Origin of the sequence: Globicatella sp. HMSC072A10 (genome assembly GCF_001811625.1) — a bacterium.
GTDB classification, from domain to species: domain Bacteria; phylum Bacillota; class Bacilli; order Lactobacillales; family Aerococcaceae; genus Globicatella; species Globicatella sanguinis.
This window is the reverse complement of record NZ_KV805636.1, coordinates 1-25,752: the sequence shown is the minus strand read 5'-3', so window position 1 is coordinate 25,752 and position 25,752 is coordinate 1. Positions and strand designations below refer to the sequence as shown.

Here is a 25,752-nt window from a genome sequence, read left to right as displayed (position 1 = left end):
TTTAGAGCATAATAATCCCTATAAATAGGCACAGCTATTATTATACGGAAAACAATGTGTAATAGCAAGGCTTTTTTGAAACTTTTTTTGTGGTTTCGTTTTCAATTTTAATCAAATAAAATAAGCCTTTTACACGGCTTATTTTATTTGATTTATTCACTTTTTTCATTTAGATCCGCTTCATTATTTAAAGCCCGATCTGCTTTTTCAAGTTGTTTGGCAGCAAAGTCTCTTCCACCCAATCCAAAGGCTAAAGCAAAAGCAACTGCAAATGCACCGAGCAACATAGTAAAACTAGTATTGACAATCGTTTGTGCAAATTTTAATTGATCCAAGGTCATGAAGACAGCAAAGATAATAACCCCATATCGAATGAATTCTCCAAACAGTTTACTGCCCGATACTTTCGCTAAAAATGTAGCTAATACATTTCCACCAATAATCCCTACTGCTAAGATAATAACTGAGCTCACAACAGCAGGCAAGTAGGCAATTATCGAATTACCAATTGAGTTTAATACATCTAATTGTAAAACCGAAATGGCTTCTACTAGGAAAAATATCATCAATACCGCTTGAATAATTTGAGCAGATACATTGGATATCAAAATACTCGTTTCGCCTTTAAAGTTTAAATACTGTGAATATTTATCAATACCTGAAGTTTTCAACATACTCTCAATCAAATCAGCGACTAATTTAGCAATAAAGTTTCCAATGATGACTAAAACGACAGCGGCTAATACATTTGGGATCACACTCACAATTTGATTCAATACAGAAACAATGGGATCTGAGATGGTCGATATGCCTAATATTTGTAGAGCTACTGTAATAATAGGAATGTAAATCAAAACATATATAATAGAAGATAAAACTTCAGCTAACCGAGTTTCTGTAACAAAATCTGCAGTTTCCTGCTGCCCGATTAACTTTCTATACCAACGATCAACGTCAATTCCTTCGAATAAATTGCGACTTAATTTTTTGATAAATTTACATAAATAAGATCCGATGATAATAATCATCACGGATACTAGTAGATTAGGGATAAAATCCCAAAATTTATCTAGCATTATAATAACTGGGTCCGCTACACCAGATAAATTCAAGCCAGTAAATATGAAAGGTGTAAATAATAGAATGGTCACAAAATACACCAGAGAACCTATTGTTTCAATAAAGATATTCGATTCCTCGTCATTCTTCGCCATTCCCCATTTTTGCAATTTAGTATCAAACTCTACTTTATCCAATCCTTTTGTTGTTAATTTTTTTGCTAAAAAAGCCATAAATAAGGCTATGACCAACAGTAGGCCAGCGCCTAAAAGTCCTGGTAATGCAGAATATATCTTATTAAATAGTTCATTTATTTTCATATAGGTGCTCCTTTCTAACTTCAATAATTATATCAATACTCACAATAAATTGCTAGTCGTCATGAAGCTAGCATAAACTTTTTAAATTCTGTTTAATCAATGCTCGGTACTTTAAAGCGCAGGGCTTTGAGTAATCAGAGTCACTTATGTTACCCTCACCCTTTGACAACGAACCTTTGTTTTTAGTATCGATAGAGAAAGTAACACTTCGTTACAGAAAATTCCACTTTTTAGCATAAAAAAAGGTGATTGACTAAAATCAATCACCTAAATAATTTGATTAAAATTATTGAATAACTTTAGTAACTGTACCAGCACCAACAGTACGTCCACCTTCACGGATAGAGAAACGAGTTCCATCTTCAATCGCGATTGGGTGAATTAATTCAACTGTCATTGCAACGTTATCTCCAGGCATTACCATTTCTGTACCTTCTGGTAATTCTACAACACCTGTAACGTCTGTTGTACGGAAGTAGAATTGAGGACGGTAGTTAGCGAAGAATGGAGTATGACGTCCACCTTCTTCTTTTGATAATACATAAACTTCAGCCTCGAATTTAGTATGAGGTGTAATTGTTCCTGGTTTTGCTAATACTTGACCACGTTGGATTTGTTCACGTGTAACACCACGTAATAACGCACCAATGTTATCTCCAGCTTCAGCGTAATCTAATAATTTACGGAACATTTCAACACCAGTTACAGTTGTTTTGCTAATTTCTTCAGCAATACCAACGATTTCAACTTCGTCACCAACTTTAACTTGTCCACGTTCAACACGTCCAGTAGCAACTGTACCACGACCTGTGATTGAGAACACGTCTTCAACTGGCATCATGAATGGTTTTTCAGTATCACGAACTGGTTCTGGAATGTATGTATCTACAGCTTCCATTAATTCTAATACTTTAGCTTCATATTGTTCTTCGCCTTCTAAAGCTTTTAAAGCTGAACCAGCGATTACTGGAACGTCGTCTCCAGGGAATTCGTATTCAGATAATAAATCACGAACTTCCATTTCAACTAATTCTAATAATTCTTCATCGTCAACCATGTCAACTTTATTTAAGAAGACAACCATGTAAGGAACACCTACTTGACGTGATAATAAGATATGTTCACGTGTTTGAGGCATTGGACCATCAGCTGCAGAAACTACTAAGATTGCACCGTCCATTTGAGCAGCACCAGTGATCATGTTTTTAACGTAGTCCGCGTGTCCTGGGCAGTCAACGTGAGCGTAGTGACGATTAGCTGTTTCATACTCGATATGAGAAGTATTGATTGTGATTCCACGTTCTTTTTCTTCTGGAGCGTTATCGATTTGGTCGTAAGCTTGAGCTTGTCCGAAACCTTGTTTTGCTAACACTGTTGCGATAGCTGCTGATAATGTTGTTTTACCGTGGTCAACGTGTCCTAATGTACCAACGTTAACGTGTGGTTTTGAGCGGTCAAATTTTTCTTTTGCCATTTTAGTTAATTCCTCCTAAGAATAAGTTCTATTTTTATAGATGATTAATCTATCATAATTATTATACCTAGAAAGGACTATAATTTCAATAATACAGTCCTTCTAGATTTTAGTGTGCTAATTCAGGCTTATTCAGCTGATTTAGTACCGTATTTTGCAATGATTTCTTCAGCAATTGATTTAGGAACATCTTCATAGTGATCAAATGTCATTGAGAATGTACCACGTCCTTGAGTTGCTGAACGTAATGTAGTTGCATATCCAAACATTTCTGCTAAAGGAATCATACCTTTAACAATTTGTGCATTACCACGTACTTCTGAACCTTCAATACGTCCACGACGAGCGTTGATGTGACCCATTACATCACCGAAGTATTCTTCAGGAACAGTAATTTCTACGGCCATCATTGGTTCTAAAATAGATGGATTAGCTTTTTTCGCAGCTGCTTTCAATGCCATTGACGCGGCTACTTTAAAGGCTGTTTCTGATGAATCGACATCATGGTAAGATCCATCATACAATTTAGCTTTAATATCAACTAATGGGAACCCAGCTAACACACCGTTTTCCATTGCATCTTTCAAGCCGGCTTCGACTGCAGGAATATATTCACGAGGAACAACCCCACCAACAATCGCGTTTTCGAATTCGAATCCTTTACCTTCTTCATTTGGTGTAAATTCAATCCATACGTGACCGTATTGTCCTTTACCACCTGATTGACGAACAAATTTACCTTCTGCTTGAGTAGTACCACGGAATGTTTCACGATATGAAACTTGTGGAGCACCTACAGTTGCTTCAACTTTAAATTCACGTTTCAAACGGTCCACGATAATATCTAAGTGTAACTCACCCATACCAGCGATGATTGTTTGTCCAGTTTCATGGTTAGTTGATGCACGGAAGGTTGGATCTTCTTCAGATAATTTTTGTAAAGCAATCCCCATTTTATCTTGATCTGCTTTTGAATTTGGTTCAATTGCAACTTCAATAACTGGTTCTGGGAATTCCATTGATTCTAAGATAACTTCTTCTTTTTCATCACATAAAGTGTCGCCAGTACCTGTATCTTTTAATCCGACAGCTGCAGCAATGTCTCCAGAGAATACTTCTGAAATCTCTTGACGAGAGTTAGCGTGCATTTGTAAGATACGTCCGACACGTTCACGTTTCCCTTTAGTAGAGTTCTTAACGTATGAACCTGATTCTAAAGTTCCAGAGTAAACACGGAAGAATGTTAAACGACCAACGAATGGGTCTGTCATAACTTTAAATGCTAATGCTGAGAACGGTTCTGAGTCATCTGCATGACGTTCTACTTCTTCACCTGTATCAGGTAAAGTCCCTTTAATTGAAGGAATATCGATTGGTGCAGGTAAATAATCAATTACTCCATCAAGCAATAATTGAACACCTTTGTTTTTGAAAGCTGAACCACAGAATACTGGATAGAATTCTGCTGCTACAGTTGCTTTACGGATAGCTGCTTTTAAGGTAGGTACGTCAATTTCTTCACCTTCAAGGTAAGCCATCATTAGCTCTTCGTCTGTTTCAGCAACAGCTTCAACTAATTTATCACGCCACTCTTCAGCTAATTCTTGGTATTCTTCAGGAATATCAATTTCTTCGATATCAGTACCTAAATCATTATTATATAAGTAAGCTCTCATGTTTAATAAATCAATGATACCTCTGAAGTTATCTTCAGCTCCAATAGGTAATTGAACAGGGTGAGCATTCGCTTGTAATCGGCTATGGATTGTTCCTACTGAATATAAGAAGTCAGCACCGGTTTTATCCATCTTATTAACGAATACAACACGAGGAACATTATAAGCACTCGCTTGACGCCAAACTGTTTCAGTTTGAGGTTCTACACCTGATTGTCCGTCTAATAATGCGACCGCACCATCCAATACACGTAATGAACGTTCTACTTCGACAGTAAAGTCCACGTGTCCTGGAGTATCGATAATGTTTACACGATGGTTGTTCCATTGAGCTGTTGTTGCAGCTGAAGTAATGGTAATACCACGTTCCTGTTCTTGTTCCATCCAGTCCATTTGAGCGCCACCCTCATGAGTTTCACCAATTTTATGGATACGACCAGTATAGTACAAGATACGTTCTGTCGTTGTTGTCTTACCAGCATCGATGTGAGCCATGATACCGATATTACGTGTTTTTTCAAGAGAAAACTCTCGTTTTGCCATCTGAAATATACCCCTCTTTCATTTTTTGAGTAGATGTCAACAAATGACTGCATTTTACCATTAAATAAAATGCTGTCATTAAAAATTCTAACATAAAAATCTTACCAGCGGTAGTGTGCAAATGCTTTATTTGCTTCTGCCATTTTATGTGTGTCTTCACGTTTACGAACTGAAGCACCTGTATTGTTGGCAGCATCCATGATTTCACGAGCTAAACGAGTTTCCATTGTTTTTTCTCCACGTAGACGTGAGTAGTTCACTAACCAACGGATAGCTAAAGTATAACGACGATCTGGACGAACTTCTACTGGTACTTGGAAGTTGGCACCACCGACACGACGAGCTTTAACTTCTAATAATGGCATAATGTTTTCAATTGCTTGATCAAAAACTTCTAATGGATCTTGGCCTGTTTGTTCACGGATAATATCGAAAGCTGAATATAAGATTGTTGCAGCTTTACCACGTTTTCCATCAACCATTAAACGGTTAATTGTACGGGTAACTAATTTTGAATTATAAATTGGATCTGCTAAAACTTCACGTTTAGCGATTGCTCCTTTACGAGGCATTCAAAATCCTCCTTTCTGAAATTGTATTAATTTAAGTCTCTATTTTAATTGTTTATTTAGATTTAGGTTTTTTAGTACCGTATTTTGAACGGCTTTGAGCACGGTTATTAACCCCTGCTGTATCTAAAGCACCACGAACGATGTGGTAACGTACCCCTGGTAAGTCTTTAACACGACCACCACGAATTAAAACCACGCTGTGTTCTTGTAAGTTATGGCCAATCCCTGGGATATAAGCTGTAACTTCCATTAAGTTTGATAAACGAACACGGGCATATTTACGTAATGCTGAGTTAGGTTTTTTAGGTGTCATAGTACCCACACGTGTACAAACACCACGTTTTTGAGGTGAGAATGTATCTGTTTGAGCTTTTTTGAAACTGTTGTAACCTTTATTTAAAGCCGGTGAATTTGATTTAGTTGATTTTGACTTACGTGGTTTATTAACTAATTGATTAATTGTTGGCATTTAAAGGTCCTCCTCTCTTAAAATCTTAGTCCACACATCCAAGTGTGTCATTTTTGAATAAAAAATTTACAGCAACCTTTGTTGCCTCCTAATGATAGGGTTTTTAAGCAGTCAGCACGACTGGTATTCAGGAATCTGTCATTAAAAACACCTACATAAACTTATCATAAATTATAGGCTCCGTCAACTAAAAAAAACAGAAAAATGAGCAAAAATGCTCATTTTCCTATTCTATTTCTTTAACTTGGACTGAATTGACGATTAAATTTCGATTTTTTAGTTTTTCAACTAAATCATTAGGATTGTCATTATCAATGTGAATAACGACTCGAATCCCATCTTCTGTATGATATACCACTAAATTGGTCAGGTTAGAATCTGATTCTAGTAAGGCATCACCAATCTCTTCAATAACGCCTCGACGATCTTGTTGCACTGCCACTACCACACTAGAACCCGGAATATTATAGCCCGAGATGTCAGCAAAGGCTCTAAAAATATCTTTATCCGTGATGATACCTTTTATATGGTTGTTTTCACTTACCACTAAAACCCCAATATTTGAATTACGCATTATAACTGCTGCTTCTTCAAGTAGTTGATCAGGTGTTATTTGGATAACCTGTTTTTCCATAATATCTTTTACTTTTGTTTTATCTAATAAATAATTGAGTTCGTATTTACTTAAACTTGTCGCACCTGAGGGTGAATTTTCAACAATAATATTGCGGGTAATGAGTCCTACTAAACGCTCATTTTCTACTACAGGCAAACGATTAATATTGTGTTGCTTCATTAAATCATTAGCATCTATCATGGATGCTTCTGGTCCAATTAAAATCAAATTAGTAGTCATATAATTTTTTACATACATCGTTAACTAACCTCCTAAATAGGCTTTTTGAACTTCATCACTTGCTAATAAGTCTTGACCTGATCCACTTGAAACAATTTTACCGGTTTCTAAAACATAACCCCGGTCTGCGATAGAAAGAGCCATTTTTGCATTTTGTTCGATTAATAAAATGGTCGTGCCTTTTTTATTAATTTCCGTTATTATATTGAATATTTCTCGGATAAAAATTGGAGCTAGACCCATTGATGGTTCATCTAATAATAATAATTTTGGTTTTGACATCAACGCTCTTCCCATTGCTAACATTTGTTGTTCACCACCGGATAAGGTTGCAGCATCTTGATTAATTCTCTCTTTAAGAACGGGGAAACGCTCAAAAACCTCTTCTACTTCCCGCGCTAAGTTTTCTTTATCCTTTCTTAAAAAAGCCCCCATTTCTAAATTTTCCTTAACAGTCATGCCTTTAAACACATGACGTCCTTCTGGCACATGTATTAGGCCATTTTTTACAATATTTTGTGGACTCATTTTATGCAAGTCATTATTATTAAAAACCATTGAACCCGAAGCGGGTTTTACCAATCCAGAGATTGTCCTCAATATAGTCGACTTTCCAGCACCATTTGCTCCGATTAAGGTGACGATTTCGCCTTCTTTAACTTCAAATGAAACTTGTCTTACCGCTTTAATCATACCATAATTGACAACTAAATCATTGACAACAAGCATTATTCGTCACCTCCTAGGTACGCTCTGATTACATCAGGATTTTGTTTAATTTCCTCAGGAGTACCATGAGCGATTAAACGTCCATACTCCAATACATATATTCTTTGACAGATTTTCATTACTAATGACATATCATGTTCAATTAAAACAATCGTCAGATCAAACTGCTCTCTGATTTGTGCAATTAACTCGGTCAATTCTGCGGTTTCATTAGGATTCATTCCAGCTGCGGGTTCATCTAAAAATAAAATTTTCGGTTTAGTCGCCAACGCTCGAACAATTTCTAATCGGCGCTGTTGTCCATAAGCGAGATTTTTTGCTTTTTCATTCGCTAACTGATCTAAATTGAAAATCTTCAATAAAGCCATTGCTTCTGCTCTTAATTTTTCTTCCGTTTGATAATAATGTTTAGTTCTAAAAACCGTTGAAAAAATCGAATTACCTTGTTCACGATTCATTGCTACCATGACATTTTCAATTACAGGTTGGTCTTTGAATAAACGAATATTTTGAAATGTTCTAGCTAAACCATAACTACTTATTTTATCCGGCTTTAGACCATTTAATATTTTTTCCCCTTGGTGCGTATGCATTTTCACTTCGCCTTCGCTTGGCACATAAACGCCGGTTAACAAATTAAAAAATGTTGTTTTACCTGCCCCATTAGGTCCAATCAGTCCCACTAATTCATTTTTTTCTAAATGCATCGATACATTGGAGACTGCCGCTAAACCACCAAAATTTTTAGTCAACTGATTTACTTCTAATAAACTCATTTAGCTACCTCCTTACGATGATTAAACAAATTAGCGACTATTTGGCCGATTCTTAATTCTGAAGTCCCTAATAAACCACCTGGTCTAAAAATCATAATTAAAATAACTGCAAATCCATAAATGATCATTCTTAATTGGCCAAAATCTTGTAAAAACACATTTAATACTCCTAGAATAACGGCGGCTACAAAGGTACCGGTAAAACTACCGATTCCACCAAACACCACAATAATTAAAATATCAATTGATTTAGCAAAAGTATAATCACTCGGTGTCACAATACCAATATAATTTGCTTGTAATGCCCCTGCGATACTGGCGGTGATTGCCCCAATGACAAATGCTAGCACCTTATATTTTGTTACATCTACTCCCATCGCTTCAGCAGCAATTTCATCTTGTTGTATCGCCATCGTCGCACGTCCGGCACTACTGTAGACATAATTAAGAATAAATATGGTCGTTAAAACTAAAAAGAAATAAACTAATTGCCATGTTGTAACGAGAGGGATTCCACTAATTCCTGCTGGCCCATTAGTTAAATCTCTCATATTATTAATGACTACCCGAACAATTTCAGCAACACCTAAAGTCGCAATGGCTAAATAGTCCCCCTTTAATCTTAATGTCGGAATTCCGACTATTAAAGCTAGTAAAATAGATAACACGATACCAATTCCCATTCCTACAAACATGCCGATTAAACTATTTTCAAATGATTTACTAATGATCGCACTTGAGTATCCACCAATTGCGATAAAAGCTGCATGTCCTAAAGAAAATTGTCCCGCAATTCCTAAGACCAAATTCAGTCCGACAGCGTAAATAATATTGATCATAATAGTAACTAGCGTAATCTGATAAAAACGATTAATAATACCTCTATTAACTAGAAAAGACAATAATACAAATCCTAAAATTGCGGTCAGTAACCATATGATATTTTTAAAATGTAATCTTTGCATCTTGACCACCTAAACTTTCTCTCTAACATTTTTAACGAACAATCCGGAAGGTAATACTAATAATATAACAATTAACAATCCATAAACAGCCGCATCACGATACGTTGACCATCCTAAAAAAGTAACGATGGTTTCTAATAAACCAATCAAGTACCCACCAACCATCGCGCCTGGAATACTGCCGATTCCACCTACCACTGCTGCAACGAAAGCTTTCAATCCATACGTAATCCCCATCGTTGGAATAATTGAGTTATAATAAACACCTACTAATACACCTGCAATTCCTGCTAAACCGGATCCGAGGGCAAACGTAAAAGAAATTACTCGATCGACATTAATACCCATCAATTGAGCTGCTTCCGCATCAACCGCTACCGCACGCATTGCTTTTCCCATCTTGGTATATTTCACAATAATTTGTAATAAAACCATAAAAATTACGGTTGTGATAAAAACAAGTATTTGCTTAGAATTAATTACTAATCCGAACACTCTATAAATTTGGTTAGTAACGGTACTTGGAAAGGCCTTAACTTCAGGTCCTACAAAATATATCATAGAATTTTGCAATAAATAAGAGACACCAATTGCAGTAATAAGGGCTGCTACACGTGTTGAATTTCTCAAAGGTTTATACGCGATCCGTTCGATCATTACTCCTAAAATGGCACAAAAGAACATTGCGACAATCATCGCTAAATAAACATTCATTTGTAAAATACTGACCAAATAATATCCAAAGAAAGCTCCCACCATATAGATGTCGCCATGAGCGAAGTTTATTAATTTAATGGTTCCATAAACCATGGTATAACCTAAGGCGACCAAAGCGTAAATACTCCCCAGGGCAATTCCGTTTATGAGTTGTTGCATAAATAATTGCATAATCATTAACCCCTTCTTACTATAATTTAATTTGTAGTTGGAGTATACCTTAAAATACTAATTAATTCAATTGAATTATGAGAAACTTTATCATTTTTAAGAAATAAAGCCTTTTAATTCTATTAAATTCCAACTAGACTTCCTTTGTTAAATTTATTACAATAAAGTAAACGTTTTCTTAAGGAGGTTGAAGAATGTCGCATCATATCGTTAATTGTGCTGTTACTATTAGTACTCATCCTTTGTTTCAAGGTACACAATCTAAAATAGGAATCCCATCCCTTCTGCTACTAAAACAAACCTTAGAAGTTTACTCTAAAATTATTGTAAGTGAATTAGGAGACTCATCCCACTTGATACCTGTTGGTTTTTTAGGCGATTCTATTGTTAAAATCATCACCGCTTACCAACAGAATCTTATTGTAGATAGCCAATCATATTTTAACGAGCTATTAACTTTTCTAAATCAAAATTTCCCTGTGAATTTTCATAAACTCTCTCATCACTACACTTTACATCAACCAATGAGTCTAGAACAACTAAAAAGTAATGAATTATTAATGATCCACGAAGATGAACCGGAATATATTATTCATCAATCGTTACTTAATCTCATTGCTTGGTTTCCTTTAACATTAGCAGCTACCTTACATTTTGAAGTAGAGGGTGTTGATAAAACCATCCCAATTGTCAAAATACTTTTAATTAACTGGTTTCAAAAGCAAGATCGCTTAAAGCTCTATAATCTTCAAAGCCTCGAACGGCTTTGTTTACCACTCAACCCTATTGCAGCAGCACTTGTTTTGATGCGACACCGTTGAGTACTACTGCATACTAAAATAGACATTTTCTACCACGCTAACTTCAGATAGCGACAAATAGAAAATGTCTATCGTTTTTTTATTAATCTTCTTCTGGTAAAACTAGATTTAAAATAACTCCGACAATGGCACTTAAAGCGGTACCTGAAATAGTTAAAGCTGATCCCACTTCTAAAACAGCACCCCCTAAACCAATAACTAACATCGCACTGGCAATGATGAGATTACGTGAGTGATTAAAATTCGTTCTTGCTTTTATCATGACTTTTAATCCATTACTTGCAATAACTCCATATAAAAGGATTGCCATTCCACCTAATACCGCATTAGGAATGGTTGAAATTAAGGCGGTAAATTTACCAAAGAAGCTTAAAACAATCGCGATTACGGCTGCATTTCGAATAACTGACACACTCGCTATTCTGGTCATACCAATAACCCCAGTATTTTCACCATAGGTTGTATTAGCTGGTCCCCCAATTAAGGCTGACACAAAAGTTGCGACCCCATCACCAATTAATGTGCGGTGTAAACCTGGTTTTTGAACATAGTCATGGTTAGTGATTTCTCCCAATACGATATGATCGCCGATATGTTCAGCCACTGTCACGACAGCAATCGGTAATATGGCCAAAGCTTCCGGACCAAAATAAAGATTATATTGTTTTAAACTCAAAAAAGAAGTCGCAAACGGTAAACTCATGTCAGGAATGGCTAGCCAATCAGCATTAACTACTGGAGTAAAATCTACTAAGCCAAAAACAATCGCAAAAAGGTATCCTACGATAATAGCAATTAAGAAAGGTACGACTTTAATAAACCCTTTGCCTTTGACAGTAATGAGAGCTGACACGCCAAATGTAATCAAAGCAACCACAATATTTCGCCAATCACCCTCTTTAACAAACCCCGCATTGGTTACGGCTGAATTCGCTAATCCCAACCCAATAACCATTATCATTGGACCGATCACTACAGGCGGAAGAATACGATTAACCCATTCGCTACCAATTTTTTTAATTAAAATAGCCGTAAAGACATAGATAAGCCCGACCAACATAATACCTGTTTGGGCTGCATCTATTTTGCCACCCATTGCTTCTTTCGCTATCGCCATGGCTGATATGTAAGCAAATGATGACCCTAGATAAACTGGAACTTGCGCTTTCGTTGCAAAGATATAAATAAGCGTCCCAATACCACTAGCAAATAAAGCGGTAGAGACTGACATCCCTAGGATTAAAGGCACTAAAATTGTTGCGCCAAACATTGCAAAAACATGTTGAAAACTCAGCAACACTCCAGGTAAAAAGGCCGGCTTTTCATGAACGTCTAATAATAATGGTTTGTTTGTTGATGTCTCCATCTTTCCCTCTTTTCCGCTATTTTCGTAAAAGTGCATACAAAAATAGCCCTTATTTTTGGCTTAAGGGCTTATACGATCTAATATCGTTAACTAACATGTAGCCTTAGTATACTCTCGGTACACCTTAAAGTCCTTAAATCTCCAATAGTGTACCATATATTCAAAGGCTTGACTAGTCCAATTATTAATTTAATTTATTTTGACGGATTTTTGCCTGATAATTTCTGGATATACTCATTAACTCGGTAAAAAATTCGCGCGTTTCACTTGCTAGTTCAGGATTTTCTAATCGACTAACTGCTGTTTCAATCACTTTTGATTCTCTACTTGAATCAAGTATATCCATATTCAATCCAATTTTTATGTCAATAATTTCTTCGACAACTTTCATTCGTTCTTCAAATAATTTAACAAGTTGCGTGTCAATTTGATCAATTTTAGCACGTTGTTGCCCTAACATTTCATCCCTACTTTCATAAAATACCATTGCCTATTGGGTAACCCACTAACATACAGCTTAAAATAGTCACCGTTAGTATCACCAAACCAAAGATTAATGCCTGACGGCTCGTAAGCCATCTCTCACCAATCGCAATGGCTACATAAGGCATCGCTGGTGGGGTCATCATCGCCATCGATGACATAAAGCCAATAAATACCGCAATTAAAGCCGAATTAGCGCTAAAATCCATGGAATTAGCTAATGCATTCGCCACTGCCGATACGACTGATACTGTAACCAGATTGGAACTTAAGTTTGTTTGTAATCCCGCCCAAAGAACAAAAATTAATACTACTACAAATCCTGACAAATTAGTAAAGATAGGAGCTATACCATTATTTAGAAGTGCTACAATCCCAACATTCTCATCTGCTAGCATACTTCCCAAGGCTAAAGTTGCTGCCACCAATAATAAACTAGGCCAATAAACTCCCTCTTTCATGGCTTGGTTAATATTAAGTAATGGTTTACCTGAAATTCGTATCACCGCTAACAAAATCACACCCATTAATGGCGGGAACACAATTCCTACTTGTTTAAAAAAGGCTGAAAGATTCGGTAGAATCATCATAAATAATTCTGGTAACAACCACATCGCTACAACCATTGCAAATACAGTCACAATCCATTTTTCTTCACGGGACATTTTAGGAATACTTTTTAGTGATTCAAGACGTTGACTTGTGACTTCTGCTAATTCTAATTTCCAAACATATTTTAGAAAAATTAATAAAACTATAAAAATAATGACACCTGTCGGAATACCAATCATCATGTATTGAAAATAACTTATAGAAGCATTAAAAGCTGCTTCATACATTCCAATGGCCGTTATCGCAAACACATGATTAATCGGTGTCATTGCAGTCCCTATGGCGATAGTGGTATATAATGTAAAAATCATAATCGCCGCATTGCGATTCCCTTTGTCAAATCCGAACTGATGAGCCAATTCTTCAAAAATAGGATACGCAATCATAAACAAAATAGTCGGCGAAATAAAACTGCCTAAACATAACATAACGCAATAAAAGGCAATTAATAATTTCCAAGAGGAGGCTTGAGCCCATCGACTATGAAGTGCCCATGCAGTCACTCGTTTAATGAAAAAGGTTTGCTCTAAGGAATAAGTCAATAAAAAAGTAAATAATAAAAATGCAAAGGTTGCATTGCCAAATGAAAGTGGTAATACTGTATTGAAACCAATTTCTGGTATTAAAGCCATACCTAATAAACACAAGAGACTTGGCCAATCAATAGCGATAAATAACCACATTAATAAACTACCAATAAAAATGCCGAACATTGAAAGTGTCAAAGGATTCATTCCTAATAAATTCCAACTGAAGTATTGATTCCCCAAAATCGTTAAATAAATAATTAAACTAAACCATAGAATCAGTTTTTGCAATAAACTATTCTTTTTCATATGTTTTGATTCTCCTAACTTAACAGCATTGCATCTGAAGTTACCGTTTCGCCACTATGTTGCTTAAATAAGTCTAACAAATCAATCACGGTCATATTTTTCTTTTCATGCTCTTTAACATCCAAAATGACTTTTCCATGATGTAGCATAATCAATCGATTTCCATATTTGATCGCATCCGCCATATTATGCGTAATCATTAAGGCAGTCAAATTCTGTTCGGCAATTATTTTATCGGTTAAGTTTAATACCATTTCACTCGTTTTAGGATCTAAAGCAGCCGTATGCTCATCTAACAATAATAATTCTGGTTCTCTTAAGGTGGCCATCAATAAAGTTAAGGCTTGTCTTTGACCACCTGATAAAAATTCGACATCTGTATTTAAGCGATTTTCCAACCCTAAACCTAAAGACGATAATTTATTTTTTATAAATTCGCGTTCAGATCGTTTTACACCCCATGATAAACCACGATTTAACCCTCTACGGTTTGCTAGTGCCATATTTTCTTGAATCGTTAAACGACGTGCCGTCCCCAATTTAGGGTCTTGAAAGACATAGCCTATTTTATTAGCTCTTTGATGGTTCGATAAAGTGGTAATATCCGCCTCTCCAATCATAATCGTTCCTTGATCAGGAATATGATGACCCGCAATGGTATTAAGCAAAGTAGATTTGCCGGCCCCATTACCTCCGATAACCGTTACGAAATCACCTTTATCTAAGGTTAAATCAATTCCTTTTAAAACATGATTTTCATTCACGGTTCCCATCCCAAAAGTTTTGTGAATATTATTTAAAACTAATTGACTCATTTTGAACGACCTCCATTAGCAATACCTTTTTTCTGTAACTGATTTCTTTGAAACTCAGGTAGATATAACACAATCGTTAGTAAGATTGCTGAGAATAATCTTAAGTCTGTTGCGCGTATACTGATTAATTGCTGATTTAAAATGATGTCAATGATTAAGCGATACACAAAACTTCCTAAAATAAGCGAAATCATACGAATCGCAAGCGGTTTGTTAGGTAAGATGACTTCAGCCACAATAATAGAAGCCAAGCCAATGACAATCGTCCCGATTCCCATACCAATATCACTAAATCCATCTTTTTGAGCAACCAATGCTCCTGCCAATGCAATTAATCCATTACCTAGCATATAACCTAAAGTTTTCATTCTTTTAGTATTAATGCCATTGGCCGAACTCATCGTTTCATTATCCCCAGTAGTTCTTAAGGCTAAGCCAATCTCTGTATTCAGAAAGGTCACTAATAAAATAATAATAATTGCCAAAATTAATAAGGTTACCACGGTTACACTTAAATTTTTACTCCATCCAGTCGCCTCTTGAACAATTGAATATAAAGTTGATTGACCCAATAAAGCTATATTAGGCCGGCCGGTCATCACATGTAAATTAATAGAATACAACGCAGTTAACAGTAAAATACCGGTCAACAGAGCTGGTATTTTTAGTTTCGTATGAATCCACCCTGCAACCACTCCGGCTAAGCCGCCTCCAAAGAAAGCCGCAATGGTTGCAAAAATGGGATGTACCCCACTGGTGATTAAGGTAGCACAAATCGCCGCACCAAGTGGAAAACTTCCTTCAGCAGATAAATCAGCTATATCGAGCAAGCGAAAAGTAATATATACGCCTAAAGCCATAACGGCCCAGACAACACCTTGTGTAAAACTCGATGTAATAATTTCCAACATTTCTTTTTCCTTCTTTCACATAGTAAATCATTCATTTAATAACTTAAACACAAAAACGAAGTTGTTTTTTTATTTTTAGTAGTTTCATCAACTATTAAAAAAAATTATAATCTGTGTTTTATTGTAAATCATTTGTGGATTAAGTTTCAATATGGAATTGATATTTATCCTTTTATTTCATAATTCTCTCAACTTATGCACAGTTTTTTCATAAGAAAGCTAGTTATACACAGGTTGTCCACAAGTTGAGAGTCAATTGTTCATAACTTATTTAATTGAATCAGGATCAACACCAATGGCTTTTGCAAATTCCTCATTGACAATTAATTGTAACTTGTCAGCATTCTCGATCGGCATATCCGCAGGTTTTAAATCTTCTAAAACTAACTTAATTAACATATTTGCTGTTTGAATGCCGTAATCTTCATAAGAATTAGACAAAGTTGCTAAACCATTTTTTTGGACCACAGAATCGGAAGAACCAATTGTTGGAATTCCAGCTTGCTTGGCTAAATCTCCCACTAATGAAATTGAACTATCAATGGTATTGTCGGTAACCATGAACATCGCATCTACTTTTTCCACCAGTGAGCCCATGACTTGAGCAATATCGTTAGTGCTAGTCACTGTCCCTACTTCTACCTTAACACCTTTGGCTTCAAATTCTTCAGTCGCTTTATCGGTTAACACTACCGAATTAATCTCACTCGAATTAAAAATCATCCCCACTGTTTTAACATCAGGAAAATTATTGAGTAATAAAGCCACTTGTTCAGCAATCGGTGCCATATCGGTCGTCCCCGTTACATTGCGTCCAGGCTTTTCCAAAGATTCTGCTAATCCTGCTTCAACTGGATCCGTAACCGCCGCTATAAAGATAGGTTTAGTTGACTCAACCGTAGCGAGAGCTTGAGCTGCAGGTGTCGCAATAGCAAATAATAGATCATTTTCTCGTGCTAATTTTTCACTCATTGATTGTAGATTTGCCATATCGCCACTTGCGTTTTGCACATTGATTTCTACTCTATCAGCTAATTCAGAGTTTTTTAAAGTTTCCTCAAATCCTTTTAATACCGCATCTAATGCTTCATGTTCAACTGTTTGTAAAACACCAATTTTTATTTTATCTGCGCCATTTACTCGTTGTAAGGGTAACACGGTAATAAAACTTAATAAAACTAACAACACTAAACTAAATCGACTAAATATATTGTTTGTTTTCATCATTATTCTCCTACTCTACTTTTAAATTTGTAATATCAATCCCTAATGCTTCCGCAACTTTTTCATTAATAATTAAATTATTTTCGCTCGCTGATTCTACCGGCATTTCTGAAACATTTAATTTTTCTTGTTGTTGCTTAACAACCATCGCTGCTGTTTGTTTACCTAAGTTATAATAATTTAATCCATAAGTCACTAATCCATTTTCATTAATCATATCTTCTGATCCTCCGACGATTGGTAGCTTGGCTTCGATAGCTAAGTCACCTACTAAGGTCATTGCACTCGCAACAGTATTATCTGTTACAGTGAATATTGCATCTACTTTACTTACTAAAGAACCCATCACCTGACTAATATCATTAGTAGAGGTCACCGTTGCTTCTTCAACCTTCAGCCCTACTTTTGTTAATTGTTCTTTTGCGTGTTTTGCTTCTGATAACGAATTTGCCTCACCTGAATTGTATAAGAGACCGATTGTTTTTGCCTCTGGAGCAACATTTTGTAATAATTTCACTTGCTCTTCAATTGGGGCAGCATCGATAGTACCTGTCACATTTTTACCTGGTTTTTCTAAACTTTCAACCAAACCAGCGCTGACTGGATCCGTCACAGCTGAGAAATACAGTGGTTTATCCCCGGCTACATTGGCTAAAGCTTGTGCTGCAGGTGTCGCAATGGCAAAAAGTACATCATTGTTATTTACTAATTTTTCACTCATAGATTGTAGATTAGCATTGTCAGCAGCCGCATTTAAAAAATCAATTTCAAGGTTTTTACCCTCTTCATAACCGGCTTCTTTTAATCCATCGATGAATCCTTGATACGTTGCATTTAGAGATTCATGTTCAACATATTGTAAAACACCAACCTTTAAAGTTTCTTCTGCAAGAACAGGTGAAACATACCCTAGTACCAAAGCTATGATTCCTAATAACTTCATTAACTGTACATAATAATAACCTTTTTTCATTTTATTTCCTCCTAAAAATTAAAAGACCTGTTTAGCTAATCTAAACAGGTCTTTTAAGAATCCCTACCAAAACAAAGATGCTTGGATGCTCTCTTATTACGTCCCGCTTAGATTTTTACAACATCTATGCGGGCATCAAAATTTTTCAGCTCCCATAGATACAAACTCTCGTTTCCGGTTTGTACCCATAGTAGATACAAACACTATCTAAAGTAGCTGTAAAAATATGATACATTTTGTAATAAGTGCGTATTCATCGTTAACATCACCTTTCTTTTGATTTCTTATTCATAGTTTATTAGATAGAATGATAAAAGTCAATAGTTTTTAACATAAATCTCATTTTATTTTAATTTTGTATCATAGTCGCTCTTTATCATTCGTTAAATCACCTGATTCCATTAGATTAAATCCATAATTTAATTCCGGTTGTGGTAATTCGTATTTAAAATAGACGACGAAGAAATCTTTAACTCTGGCTAATATTTCCCGTGTTTCCCTTTCGAATCGTGTTGAACTTGCTTCATCAGCTGGTATCCCAATCGCTTGCATACCAAATCCTTCTGCTAATAATAACGCTCTGGACAAATGATATCCTTGAGTAATAATGATAACTTTTTCTTGATTTAAAACATGCTTTAATCGATATAAACTGTCATAAGTGGAATAACCCGCATGGTCTAAATAGACTTTTTCACTTTTTACTCCTTTACTGACTACGTATTTTTTCATTACGGCAACCTCGTTATAATACATATCCATGTGATCACCACTCATAATAATCGGATTATTCGGAAATGCCTGATGAAACGCCACTGCTTTATCTAACCTTAACTTTAAAATAGTGCTAGGAGTATCAGCATCGATAATCCCGGCCCCTAATACTAATACCGGAACAGATTCATCTTGCATCAGCGGTTCTTGTTGAAGAGTATCAATTTCTTGAAAATTCGTCATTCCCTTTGTAATGACCCATCCATTAATCAAAATAACGCCTAATCCAATTGCTATCATTCCATATAAAATCAATTTAATAATCCCCTTGATTAATTTCCATACTGTTTTCATCTTTTTCCCCTTATTATTAAAAACGAACCTTTCCAAACAATAGTAAGAGTGGGTAACAAACAAAATATAAATCCCGTTCTCGCTACCCACTCCCTTTTTGATTAAGGCTATTTCAATAGGCATAATTTTATTCAATCATTAAGTTTAATTAAACCAAAGTTTTATCTTTATCACTGCTAACATCATTGGAGGTGGACCAGTAGTAGAAAATGAAATAATTTTCGTTTCGTCTTTCCGTCCACGCAAAGTTGGGAGTGGACCAGTAGTAGAAAAGCGATTGATTTTCGCTTCGTCTGTCCACTCCCGTAAAGTTGAGACCACTCAACCAATGCGCTTTTTATTATCGAGCACTCACTTAATTGAATTTATCAAATTTAAACCAAATCTCTTTAAGACGTAGGTTGAGACCACTCAACTACTGTGCTTTTAATGAGCACGCAATAACTTGATTGAATTAATCAAGTTGAAGCTCAACCTTATCCCAAGATGAATTTAGCACTCACTTGATTTCCCTAAACCCTCAATCAATTCACGACTTATCGCAATGAACTGCTTTAACTGTTCTTCTTTAACGTTTTTAAAGCCTGCTTCAATTTGTTTATTAAATCTTGCATTCGTCACCTCATAGATTTTACGCCCTTCAGCAGAGATTTTAATAATTCCATTGCGTCGGTCTTCCTCTAAGGTTTCTCTAAACAACCATCCTTTAGCTAATAAATGCTTAATTGTACGTGAAACGGCTGCGTTAGAAATATTTAGCTCCGTTGCTACTTCAGAAATAGTTTGTTTTTCATCTTTTTCTTCCAATTCCACTACATAATCTAATAATACAAATTCACTACGAGACATTTCATAACTACTATCAAAAGATTTTCTTCTTATTCGGCTAATGTCTAAATTTAATTTAAATGCCTCTTTAATTAATTCTGCTTTCATGTAATACCTCCAGAATTCCTTCGTCCTTAATAATAAGTTAAAAGTAGGTAAATTTCAAGTAAACTCATATATTCTGACATCAGACTGTTACATAAATGTGATACAAGTCTCCATAAATTTCTGTTAGAATATAATGTGATACATAAATAGAAAGGTGTTATTATGAAAAAACTTATTTTATTACTATTAACGGTTATCTTAGCCGGTGTATTATATATAAACTTTATTCCTCAATCTTCCAATTCAAATGAAATGAAAGAGGAACAAACCATATTAAGCGATAATACCAATGGATCGCAAGTCGAAATCGTCTCTGATAATCAAACAGAAGCTGAGGCCACTATAACTTCTACTGAAGCTGATGCGACCAATCCATCTGAAGCTGAAACGACAGTAGACTCTTTATTTAACGAATCGATTATTAATGACCGAGATTTTCCTCAAGCAAATGTACCAGAAAATCTGCTAAATGTTGATATTTATACAGCTATTAACGAATACTATATCGCTAATTATTCAGAAGAAGAAAAAACTGCCAATCAAACAGCCTTAACTGATGTTGAATTGGATAACCTAGCAGAAGTATTAAATCAAAAAGATGCATTAAGCGGCTTAGAATTAACCGTTGACCAGGTCACAATGAATCTTGACGACGAAAAAGTATATATACCTAGAGTCATTGTTCCTGTAACTTATGAAAATGCTCAAAGGATTGCTGAGGATAATGATATTAACATCTTATCAGACGTTATGACGGAAATTGGTAATCGATTAATAATGATTGCTTATTATAATCCTCAAGAGAAAGAACTCTATGTTTATCATTTAACCAATTGGACTAAACCACTCTTTACATATACTCAAGAGTAACTCTGGATATAATTAAGACCTTAAATGTTAGAATACAACTAACATTTAAGGTCTTTTTCTATCTACTGATTTCGAAGTTTTATTTAGCTAGACTATCCACTAAACTATTCTAAAGCCTTACGATAATCAGCTACTAATTGTTCACTCATAATAATTTTTTTGGCTGCTAACTGAGCCACTATTTCATTATCTGAAAGTTCTTGTGGTGAATTTTCAATAATATTAGCCATAATTTCTTTAATATTAACAGTATTAAGTCCTCCACGACCTTGATGATGAGTAACATTAATTAAATCAGTTAATGGAATAATGCCAAATTTGATTTCAAGGTTTTTATTCGTAACGACCAAGTGAGCCAACGCTTCTGGTATATCCAAATCTCTCGCTAAATCTTTAATTAAATAAGGGCGTTTCTCGTTTTTAATTTCCATTAAATAATCTTTTTGGGCCAATACTAGTGCTTTAACTGCTGCTAAGACTAATTGTTCACGAACACGAAGATTATAAGCTAATGCTTGGAAATTTTGTCGATGAGCAGTGATATATTCGAATAATTGCGTATCATTTTGGAGAGCCATCTCATCATAATATTTTTGATTAAAAATAATTCTTGGATAATACTGACGATTATAACGTAGTTCAATTTCATCTTGATTATAACGAACCGAAACATCTGGGATAAGATTCACTTTATCCGCTTTGTCAAAAACAGCTGCTGGTACAGGTCTTAAAGAATGAAAATAATTTAAGCTGGCTTCAATTTCCTCATTAGATAAACCACTCACTTGATGAATACTTTCAATATCTTGCTTTGAAACTAAATCAAAATACTCTTCTAATAAAAGATATGCAATATTAGGAGCATGACTATCTTGCTCTGTTTGCAACATTAAGCATTCTTGTAAATCATATGCCCCTACACCTGCTGGTTCTAACTGTTTAAACAAAGTCATCGCATCAAGAACTAAAATATCATCTTCATTAAGCTTAGTTGCTAACTCTTGATAACTATAAGGTAAATAACCTTTCTCATCTAGATAGTCCACCAATCTTACCATCACATCACGTATCGGTGTATGGCGATACATCATAATTTGTTCAAATAAAAACATAATCAAACTCTGTGCCATCCCAGGTGAATTACGCTCTACCTCATTTTCTATATGTTGGTAATTAGCATTTTTTATTGTGGATACTCGTGTCTCAAGTGCATAATCAATTTCTATAAAAGGATTTTCTATAATGGCTTCTTCAATATAATAGGTTAATTGTTCTGCATTCAAATCTAAAATTTCATATAACTGATCTGTATTTGGACTTTTCTCAATATTGTCTTTTAATAGCTCGTTTGTCGTGATTTTTAATAAACTTTGCCACTTCTCTGTTGTTCTTTTTTCCAATCGTAACACCTCTATTCCATCATTTTATTTTCTCAATCAAAAAACCGGTCTTACCAGCGTTAAGGCTATCTCCCTTTCACTTGGAAAAACCGGTTATTAGCTGTCTTGCAAATAATAACGAAGTTATTAAATATCTGTATTAAAAGTATCTCCATGTTGGAAGTCAGCATATTCAAAACCTCGTAAAAACCAAGTTCTTCTTTGCTCTGAACTTCCATGTGTAAAGCTATCGGGCACTACATATCCATAAGCTTCTTTCTGTAAGGTATCATCGCCAACACTATGAGCAGCTTGTAATGCTTCCTCAATATCGCCCATTTCTAGTAAACCTTCTTGTTTTACATAATTTGCCCATGCTCCCGCATAGTAGTCTGCTTGTAATTCCAAACGCACTGTTAAATCATTCGCTTGTTTGGTAGACATTCTTTGACGAACACTATTATAATCATCCATCGTCCCCACAAGTTTTTGAACATGGTGTCCTACTTCATGCGCGATGACATAAGCCATTGCAAAGTCGCCCGGCGCATTGTACTTAGTGTTTAAATCCCGATAGAATTGTAGGTCAATATATACCGTTTCATCAGACGGACAATAGAAGGGACCGGCTTGAGCACTCCCTACACCACAACCACCAGTGGAAATGCTATCTGTATAAATAACCAGACTAGGCTCACGATAAGATTTACCCATTGAGTTAAACATACTATGCCAGTAATCTTCCGTCGTTGCTAAAACCGCTTGGAAAAATTGGACTTCTTTATCTGAAGCATTTAATGTCTGTCCATCGGTATTAGTACTATTAATTGAGTTATCAACACTCACTTCTTCTGAAGGTATAATATCTCGATTATAAATCGTACTATTATTAAGATTTCCCAATCCACCTGAACCTAAAAAACTAAGTAACAAGAACAAGCCTAACAATATGAGTTTCATCCTACCTGAAGTACGAGACAATAATAACCATATTAAGCCGCCACCTAATCCCCCACCAGAAGAACGCCCTCTACCTGAACTACCTGGAAAAGAAGTTCCTCTAGATTGATTACGGCGGTCCTGGACATTCCTACTCTTTCGAACATCTTCCCATTTCATATTAATTTCCTCAATTCTTTAAATATTCCTTTATCATCATTTTACCATATAAGCTAAGCGTGTACTAACTTTTTATGACTTTTTCATAGATAAAGTCATTCATTATATACCCTTCGCCAATACCCAGGTATCGTTCACCTACTTTAGTAAAACCACGATGCTCATATACAGCAATCGCCAAATGATTCCCTTGATTAACATTCAAAAATAATGTTTTTCCTTTACCTAATGTTTCGTACCAATCAAAAACGGATGACATTAACCCCTTACCGCGAAAAAATTGGCTTAAATACAATTTACTAATATAAATTTTTTCTCCTTGGTCTTGGAATGCGGTATAACCTACGGGCTGGTTATTATACTCTAAAAAATAATAATGCACATCGTCTTGAATTTCTTGCGTTATATTATCGATTGATTGGTAGTGTCGCATCATATACGCTACCTGTTCCTCCCCAATGATCGGAGTGAATACTTCCTTCCAAATTACCGAGAGTAGCTCAAATAATTGTTCTATATCTTGTGGTGATTTGACTTCTTTGATTTGTAACATAATTCTCTCCAAGCCCTTCTTTTTTAAATTTCTTCTTTCAGATAATTTATAAAATAATTTACCATAATTGACCCTTTATGCGTGAGAAAATTCATTAAAGGATGGAGCATTTTTTCGGTCATCATTGAAATAAGCATCGTAATAACAAAAACGAGTGTCGCCGAAAGTATTCCCCCACCAATCATTGAGAAAAAACCGTTAAAACGTTTATTATCAACAACGCCCCAAATAATGGGTCGCATTATCGGATGTTCGTGAATTAAATAGACGGTAAAGGTTAATCCACTTAAATAATTCACAACAGGAGAAATAAACACTTTACTTTCCTTAGCAAATAAAAATAAACTGAAACTCAAAATAACCGTGAGCAAGCCATTTTGTCGCAATTGTATCAGTACATCATTTAACTTTTCCGGAATAAAGTGACTCACTAAATGAAACCAAAGAATAGATAAAATCGTTATTGCGAGCGTTGTTAACCCAACCATCCCCCATGGTACTTGCGATAATTTATCACCTGTAAATAATTTTATATAGCTTACAGCTAAATATAAAAAGACAAACCAAGTAAAATTAATTAAACCGAATGTTCCTAAATTTAAACTCGGTAAAACTATCCACAGGATAAAAAGTGCCCATAAAATCAATTCTAACCCTTTTTTCCCGACTAAATTTATTAGTTTATTTAAGACCGGGATGAAAAGCAAGAGCAAAATATAGGTTGTCGCAAACCAGTAGGCATCAGGAAACGGGAAAATAGCTAAATAAACATCTTTTTTATCTATAGGAAGAAAGCACGCCACAATCGCTAAAATCCCAATGGAATATAGCCAAACCTGAACACCAATTCTGATGACGCGTTCAATTTTGAAAGGTTTACCCACTAAAAAATATGCTCCAATCATCACAAAAATATTTGAACCTAATTTTCCACCAATTCTTAAAATGTCTAAAACTATTTGTTCAATCGTTGAATAATCAGGTGACTCATACGTACCATGTACTGCAAAATGGCTACCAACAATTAAGAACATTGAAAATATTCTTAATAATTCAAAATTTGATTGTCTTTTTTGACTCATGCTATACCCCCTAAAATCTTGTCTATTATATCAAAACTTCATTCCAAATACTTTTTAAACGCATTCTAACATTCTATTCTCATATATGAAAAATAAAAATATCTTTACAAGTAACAATCTCAAATAACATTTAAAAATATCTACTTTTAGTTTTGATCCTTCAATTCAATCCATAGCGGAACCCCATAAAGATTGTTTAAATGAAACGAGTTGAATTAAATCTTTGTTGGTTGAAAGAGGCTTTTTTAAGTATACGCCATCGCCTTACGCTACCCAAGCAATCTAATCTTCACAACAATTAACAAAGAAACAATTTTTAATGTGCCAGTGCCTTCTATTAGTGCATTGTAAGCGTCCTATAACAGAGTATCTATCAA

25 protein-coding genes are annotated in these 25,752 nt (G+C 35.2%); 2 read left to right on the top strand and 23 right to left on the bottom strand.

The genetic code is table 11. From position 1 onward, the window contains the following. Positions 1-152 precede the first annotated feature (152 nt). The 10 genes from HMPREF2811_RS02170 to HMPREF2811_RS02125 form a co-directional block, all read right to left on the bottom strand. The gene (locus HMPREF2811_RS02170) at positions 153-1,379 is read right to left on the bottom strand and encodes a mechanosensitive ion channel (RefSeq protein WP_071407914.1); all 1,227 of its coding nucleotides are present in this window, start codon (positions 1,377-1,379) and stop codon (positions 153-155) included. Between the two features lie 286 nt (positions 1,380-1,665). Beyond that, positions 1,666-2,853: an elongation factor Tu gene (gene tuf, locus HMPREF2811_RS02165; RefSeq protein WP_071407913.1), complete on the bottom strand. Its 1,188-nt coding sequence runs from the start codon at positions 2,851-2,853 to the stop codon at positions 1,666-1,668. Positions 2,854-2,981: 128 nt separating this feature from the next. Beyond that, complete coding sequence (fusA, locus tag HMPREF2811_RS02160; RefSeq protein ID WP_071407912.1) at positions 2,982-5,072, bottom strand: elongation factor G; 2,091 nt, start codon at positions 5,070-5,072, stop codon at positions 2,982-2,984. A gap of 101 nt (positions 5,073-5,173) precedes the next feature. Further along, positions 5,174-5,644, bottom strand: a complete 471-nt coding sequence (rpsG, locus tag HMPREF2811_RS02155; protein WP_071407911.1) for a 30S ribosomal protein S7 — start codon at positions 5,642-5,644, stop codon at positions 5,174-5,176. Between the two features lie 52 nt (positions 5,645-5,696). Then, the gene (gene rpsL, locus HMPREF2811_RS02150; protein WP_066124412.1) at positions 5,697-6,113 is read right to left on the bottom strand and encodes a 30S ribosomal protein S12; all 417 of its coding nucleotides are present in this window, start codon (positions 6,111-6,113) and stop codon (positions 5,697-5,699) included. A gap of 226 nt (positions 6,114-6,339) precedes the next feature. Then, complete coding sequence (locus HMPREF2811_RS02145; RefSeq protein ID WP_071407910.1) at positions 6,340-6,987, bottom strand: CBS domain-containing protein; 648 nt, start codon at positions 6,985-6,987, stop codon at positions 6,340-6,342. Positions 6,988-6,993: 6 nt separating this feature from the next. Further along, positions 6,994-7,698 (bottom strand): ABC transporter ATP-binding protein, encoded by a 705-nt coding sequence (locus HMPREF2811_RS02140; protein ID WP_071407909.1) that lies wholly within the window; start codon positions 7,696-7,698, stop codon positions 6,994-6,996. Beyond that, the gene (locus HMPREF2811_RS02135; protein ID WP_071407908.1) at positions 7,698-8,474 is read right to left on the bottom strand and encodes an ABC transporter ATP-binding protein; all 777 of its coding nucleotides are present in this window, start codon (positions 8,472-8,474) and stop codon (positions 7,698-7,700) included. Before HMPREF2811_RS02135 ends, HMPREF2811_RS02140 begins: the two co-directional genes overlap by 1 nt. Further along, the gene (locus tag HMPREF2811_RS02130) at positions 8,471-9,439 is read right to left on the bottom strand and encodes a branched-chain amino acid ABC transporter permease (protein WP_071407907.1); all 969 of its coding nucleotides are present in this window, start codon (positions 9,437-9,439) and stop codon (positions 8,471-8,473) included. Before HMPREF2811_RS02130 ends, HMPREF2811_RS02135 begins: the two co-directional genes overlap by 4 nt. 9 nt (positions 9,440-9,448) lie before the next feature. After that, complete coding sequence (locus HMPREF2811_RS02125; protein WP_071407906.1) at positions 9,449-10,327, bottom strand: branched-chain amino acid ABC transporter permease; 879 nt, start codon at positions 10,325-10,327, stop codon at positions 9,449-9,451. 194 nt (positions 10,328-10,521) lie between these two features. On the opposite strand from HMPREF2811_RS02125, the gene HMPREF2811_RS02120 reads away from it, so the two are divergent. After that, on the top strand, positions 10,522-11,148 hold the full coding sequence (locus HMPREF2811_RS02120) for a hypothetical protein (RefSeq protein ID WP_071407905.1): 627 nt from the start codon (positions 10,522-10,524) through the stop codon (positions 11,146-11,148). Between the two features lie 82 nt (positions 11,149-11,230). On the opposite strand, the gene HMPREF2811_RS02115 is transcribed toward HMPREF2811_RS02120, so the two are convergent. The 9 genes from HMPREF2811_RS02115 to HMPREF2811_RS02075 form a co-directional block, all read right to left on the bottom strand. Then, the gene (locus tag HMPREF2811_RS02115) at positions 11,231-12,514 is read right to left on the bottom strand and encodes a uracil-xanthine permease family protein (RefSeq protein ID WP_071407904.1); all 1,284 of its coding nucleotides are present in this window, start codon (positions 12,512-12,514) and stop codon (positions 11,231-11,233) included. 184 nt (positions 12,515-12,698) lie between these two features. Beyond that, entirely contained in the window at positions 12,699-12,974 is a 276-nt protein-coding gene (locus HMPREF2811_RS02110) for a chorismate mutase (protein ID WP_071407903.1), read from the bottom strand. 13 nt (positions 12,975-12,987) lie between these two features. Continuing rightward, on the bottom strand, positions 12,988-14,445 hold the full coding sequence (locus HMPREF2811_RS02105; protein WP_071407902.1) for an SLC13 family permease: 1,458 nt from the start codon (positions 14,443-14,445) through the stop codon (positions 12,988-12,990). Positions 14,446-14,459: 14 nt separating this feature from the next. Continuing rightward, positions 14,460-15,260 (bottom strand): ABC transporter ATP-binding protein, encoded by an 801-nt coding sequence (locus HMPREF2811_RS02100; protein WP_066126701.1) that lies wholly within the window; start codon positions 15,258-15,260, stop codon positions 14,460-14,462. Further along, positions 15,257-16,171 (bottom strand): ABC transporter permease, encoded by a 915-nt coding sequence (locus tag HMPREF2811_RS02095; RefSeq protein WP_246829791.1) that lies wholly within the window; start codon positions 16,169-16,171, stop codon positions 15,257-15,259. Before HMPREF2811_RS02095 ends, HMPREF2811_RS02100 begins: the two co-directional genes overlap by 4 nt. Before the next feature lie 267 nt (positions 16,172-16,438). After that, positions 16,439-17,395, bottom strand: a complete 957-nt coding sequence (locus tag HMPREF2811_RS02090) for an ABC transporter substrate-binding protein (protein ID WP_071407901.1) — start codon at positions 17,393-17,395, stop codon at positions 16,439-16,441. Positions 17,396-17,405: 10 nt separating this feature from the next. Further along, a complete protein-coding gene (locus HMPREF2811_RS02085; RefSeq protein ID WP_071407900.1) occupies positions 17,406-18,368 on the bottom strand; it encodes an ABC transporter substrate-binding protein in 963 nt (320 codons plus the stop codon). Between the two features lie 360 nt (positions 18,369-18,728). Continuing rightward, positions 18,729-19,436, bottom strand: coding sequence for a SanA/YdcF family protein (locus HMPREF2811_RS02080; protein WP_168164927.1), 708 nt, complete (start codon positions 19,434-19,436; stop codon positions 18,729-18,731). Positions 19,437-19,928: 492 nt separating this feature from the next. Continuing rightward, positions 19,929-20,372 carry a MarR family winged helix-turn-helix transcriptional regulator gene (locus tag HMPREF2811_RS02075; RefSeq protein WP_071407899.1) on the bottom strand — a complete coding sequence of 148 codons (444 nt, stop codon included), beginning with the start codon at positions 20,370-20,372 and terminating at the stop codon, positions 19,929-19,931. A 162-nt stretch (positions 20,373-20,534) separates the two neighbouring features. Between HMPREF2811_RS02075 and HMPREF2811_RS02070 the strand changes: the two genes are divergently transcribed. After that, positions 20,535-21,242, top strand: coding sequence for a hypothetical protein (locus HMPREF2811_RS02070; protein ID WP_071407898.1), 708 nt, complete (start codon positions 20,535-20,537; stop codon positions 21,240-21,242). A gap of 104 nt (positions 21,243-21,346) precedes the next feature. Here the strand turns inward: HMPREF2811_RS02070 and HMPREF2811_RS02065 are convergent, their stop codons facing one another. The 4 genes from HMPREF2811_RS02065 to HMPREF2811_RS02050 form a co-directional block, all read right to left on the bottom strand. Further along, positions 21,347-22,642: an RNA polymerase factor sigma-54 gene (locus HMPREF2811_RS02065; RefSeq protein ID WP_071407897.1), complete on the bottom strand. Its 1,296-nt coding sequence runs from the start codon at positions 22,640-22,642 to the stop codon at positions 21,347-21,349. A 126-nt stretch (positions 22,643-22,768) separates the two neighbouring features. Next, on the bottom strand, positions 22,769-23,740 hold the full coding sequence (locus tag HMPREF2811_RS02060; protein WP_071407896.1) for a KPN_02809 family neutral zinc metallopeptidase: 972 nt from the start codon (positions 23,738-23,740) through the stop codon (positions 22,769-22,771). A 64-nt stretch (positions 23,741-23,804) separates the two neighbouring features. After that, positions 23,805-24,293 carry a GNAT family N-acetyltransferase gene (locus tag HMPREF2811_RS02055; protein WP_071407895.1) on the bottom strand — a complete coding sequence of 163 codons (489 nt, stop codon included), beginning with the start codon at positions 24,291-24,293 and terminating at the stop codon, positions 23,805-23,807. A 23-nt stretch (positions 24,294-24,316) separates the two neighbouring features. Then, entirely contained in the window at positions 24,317-25,375 is a 1,059-nt protein-coding gene (locus HMPREF2811_RS02050; protein ID WP_071407894.1) for an acyltransferase family protein, read from the bottom strand. Positions 25,376-25,752 lie beyond the last annotated feature (377 nt).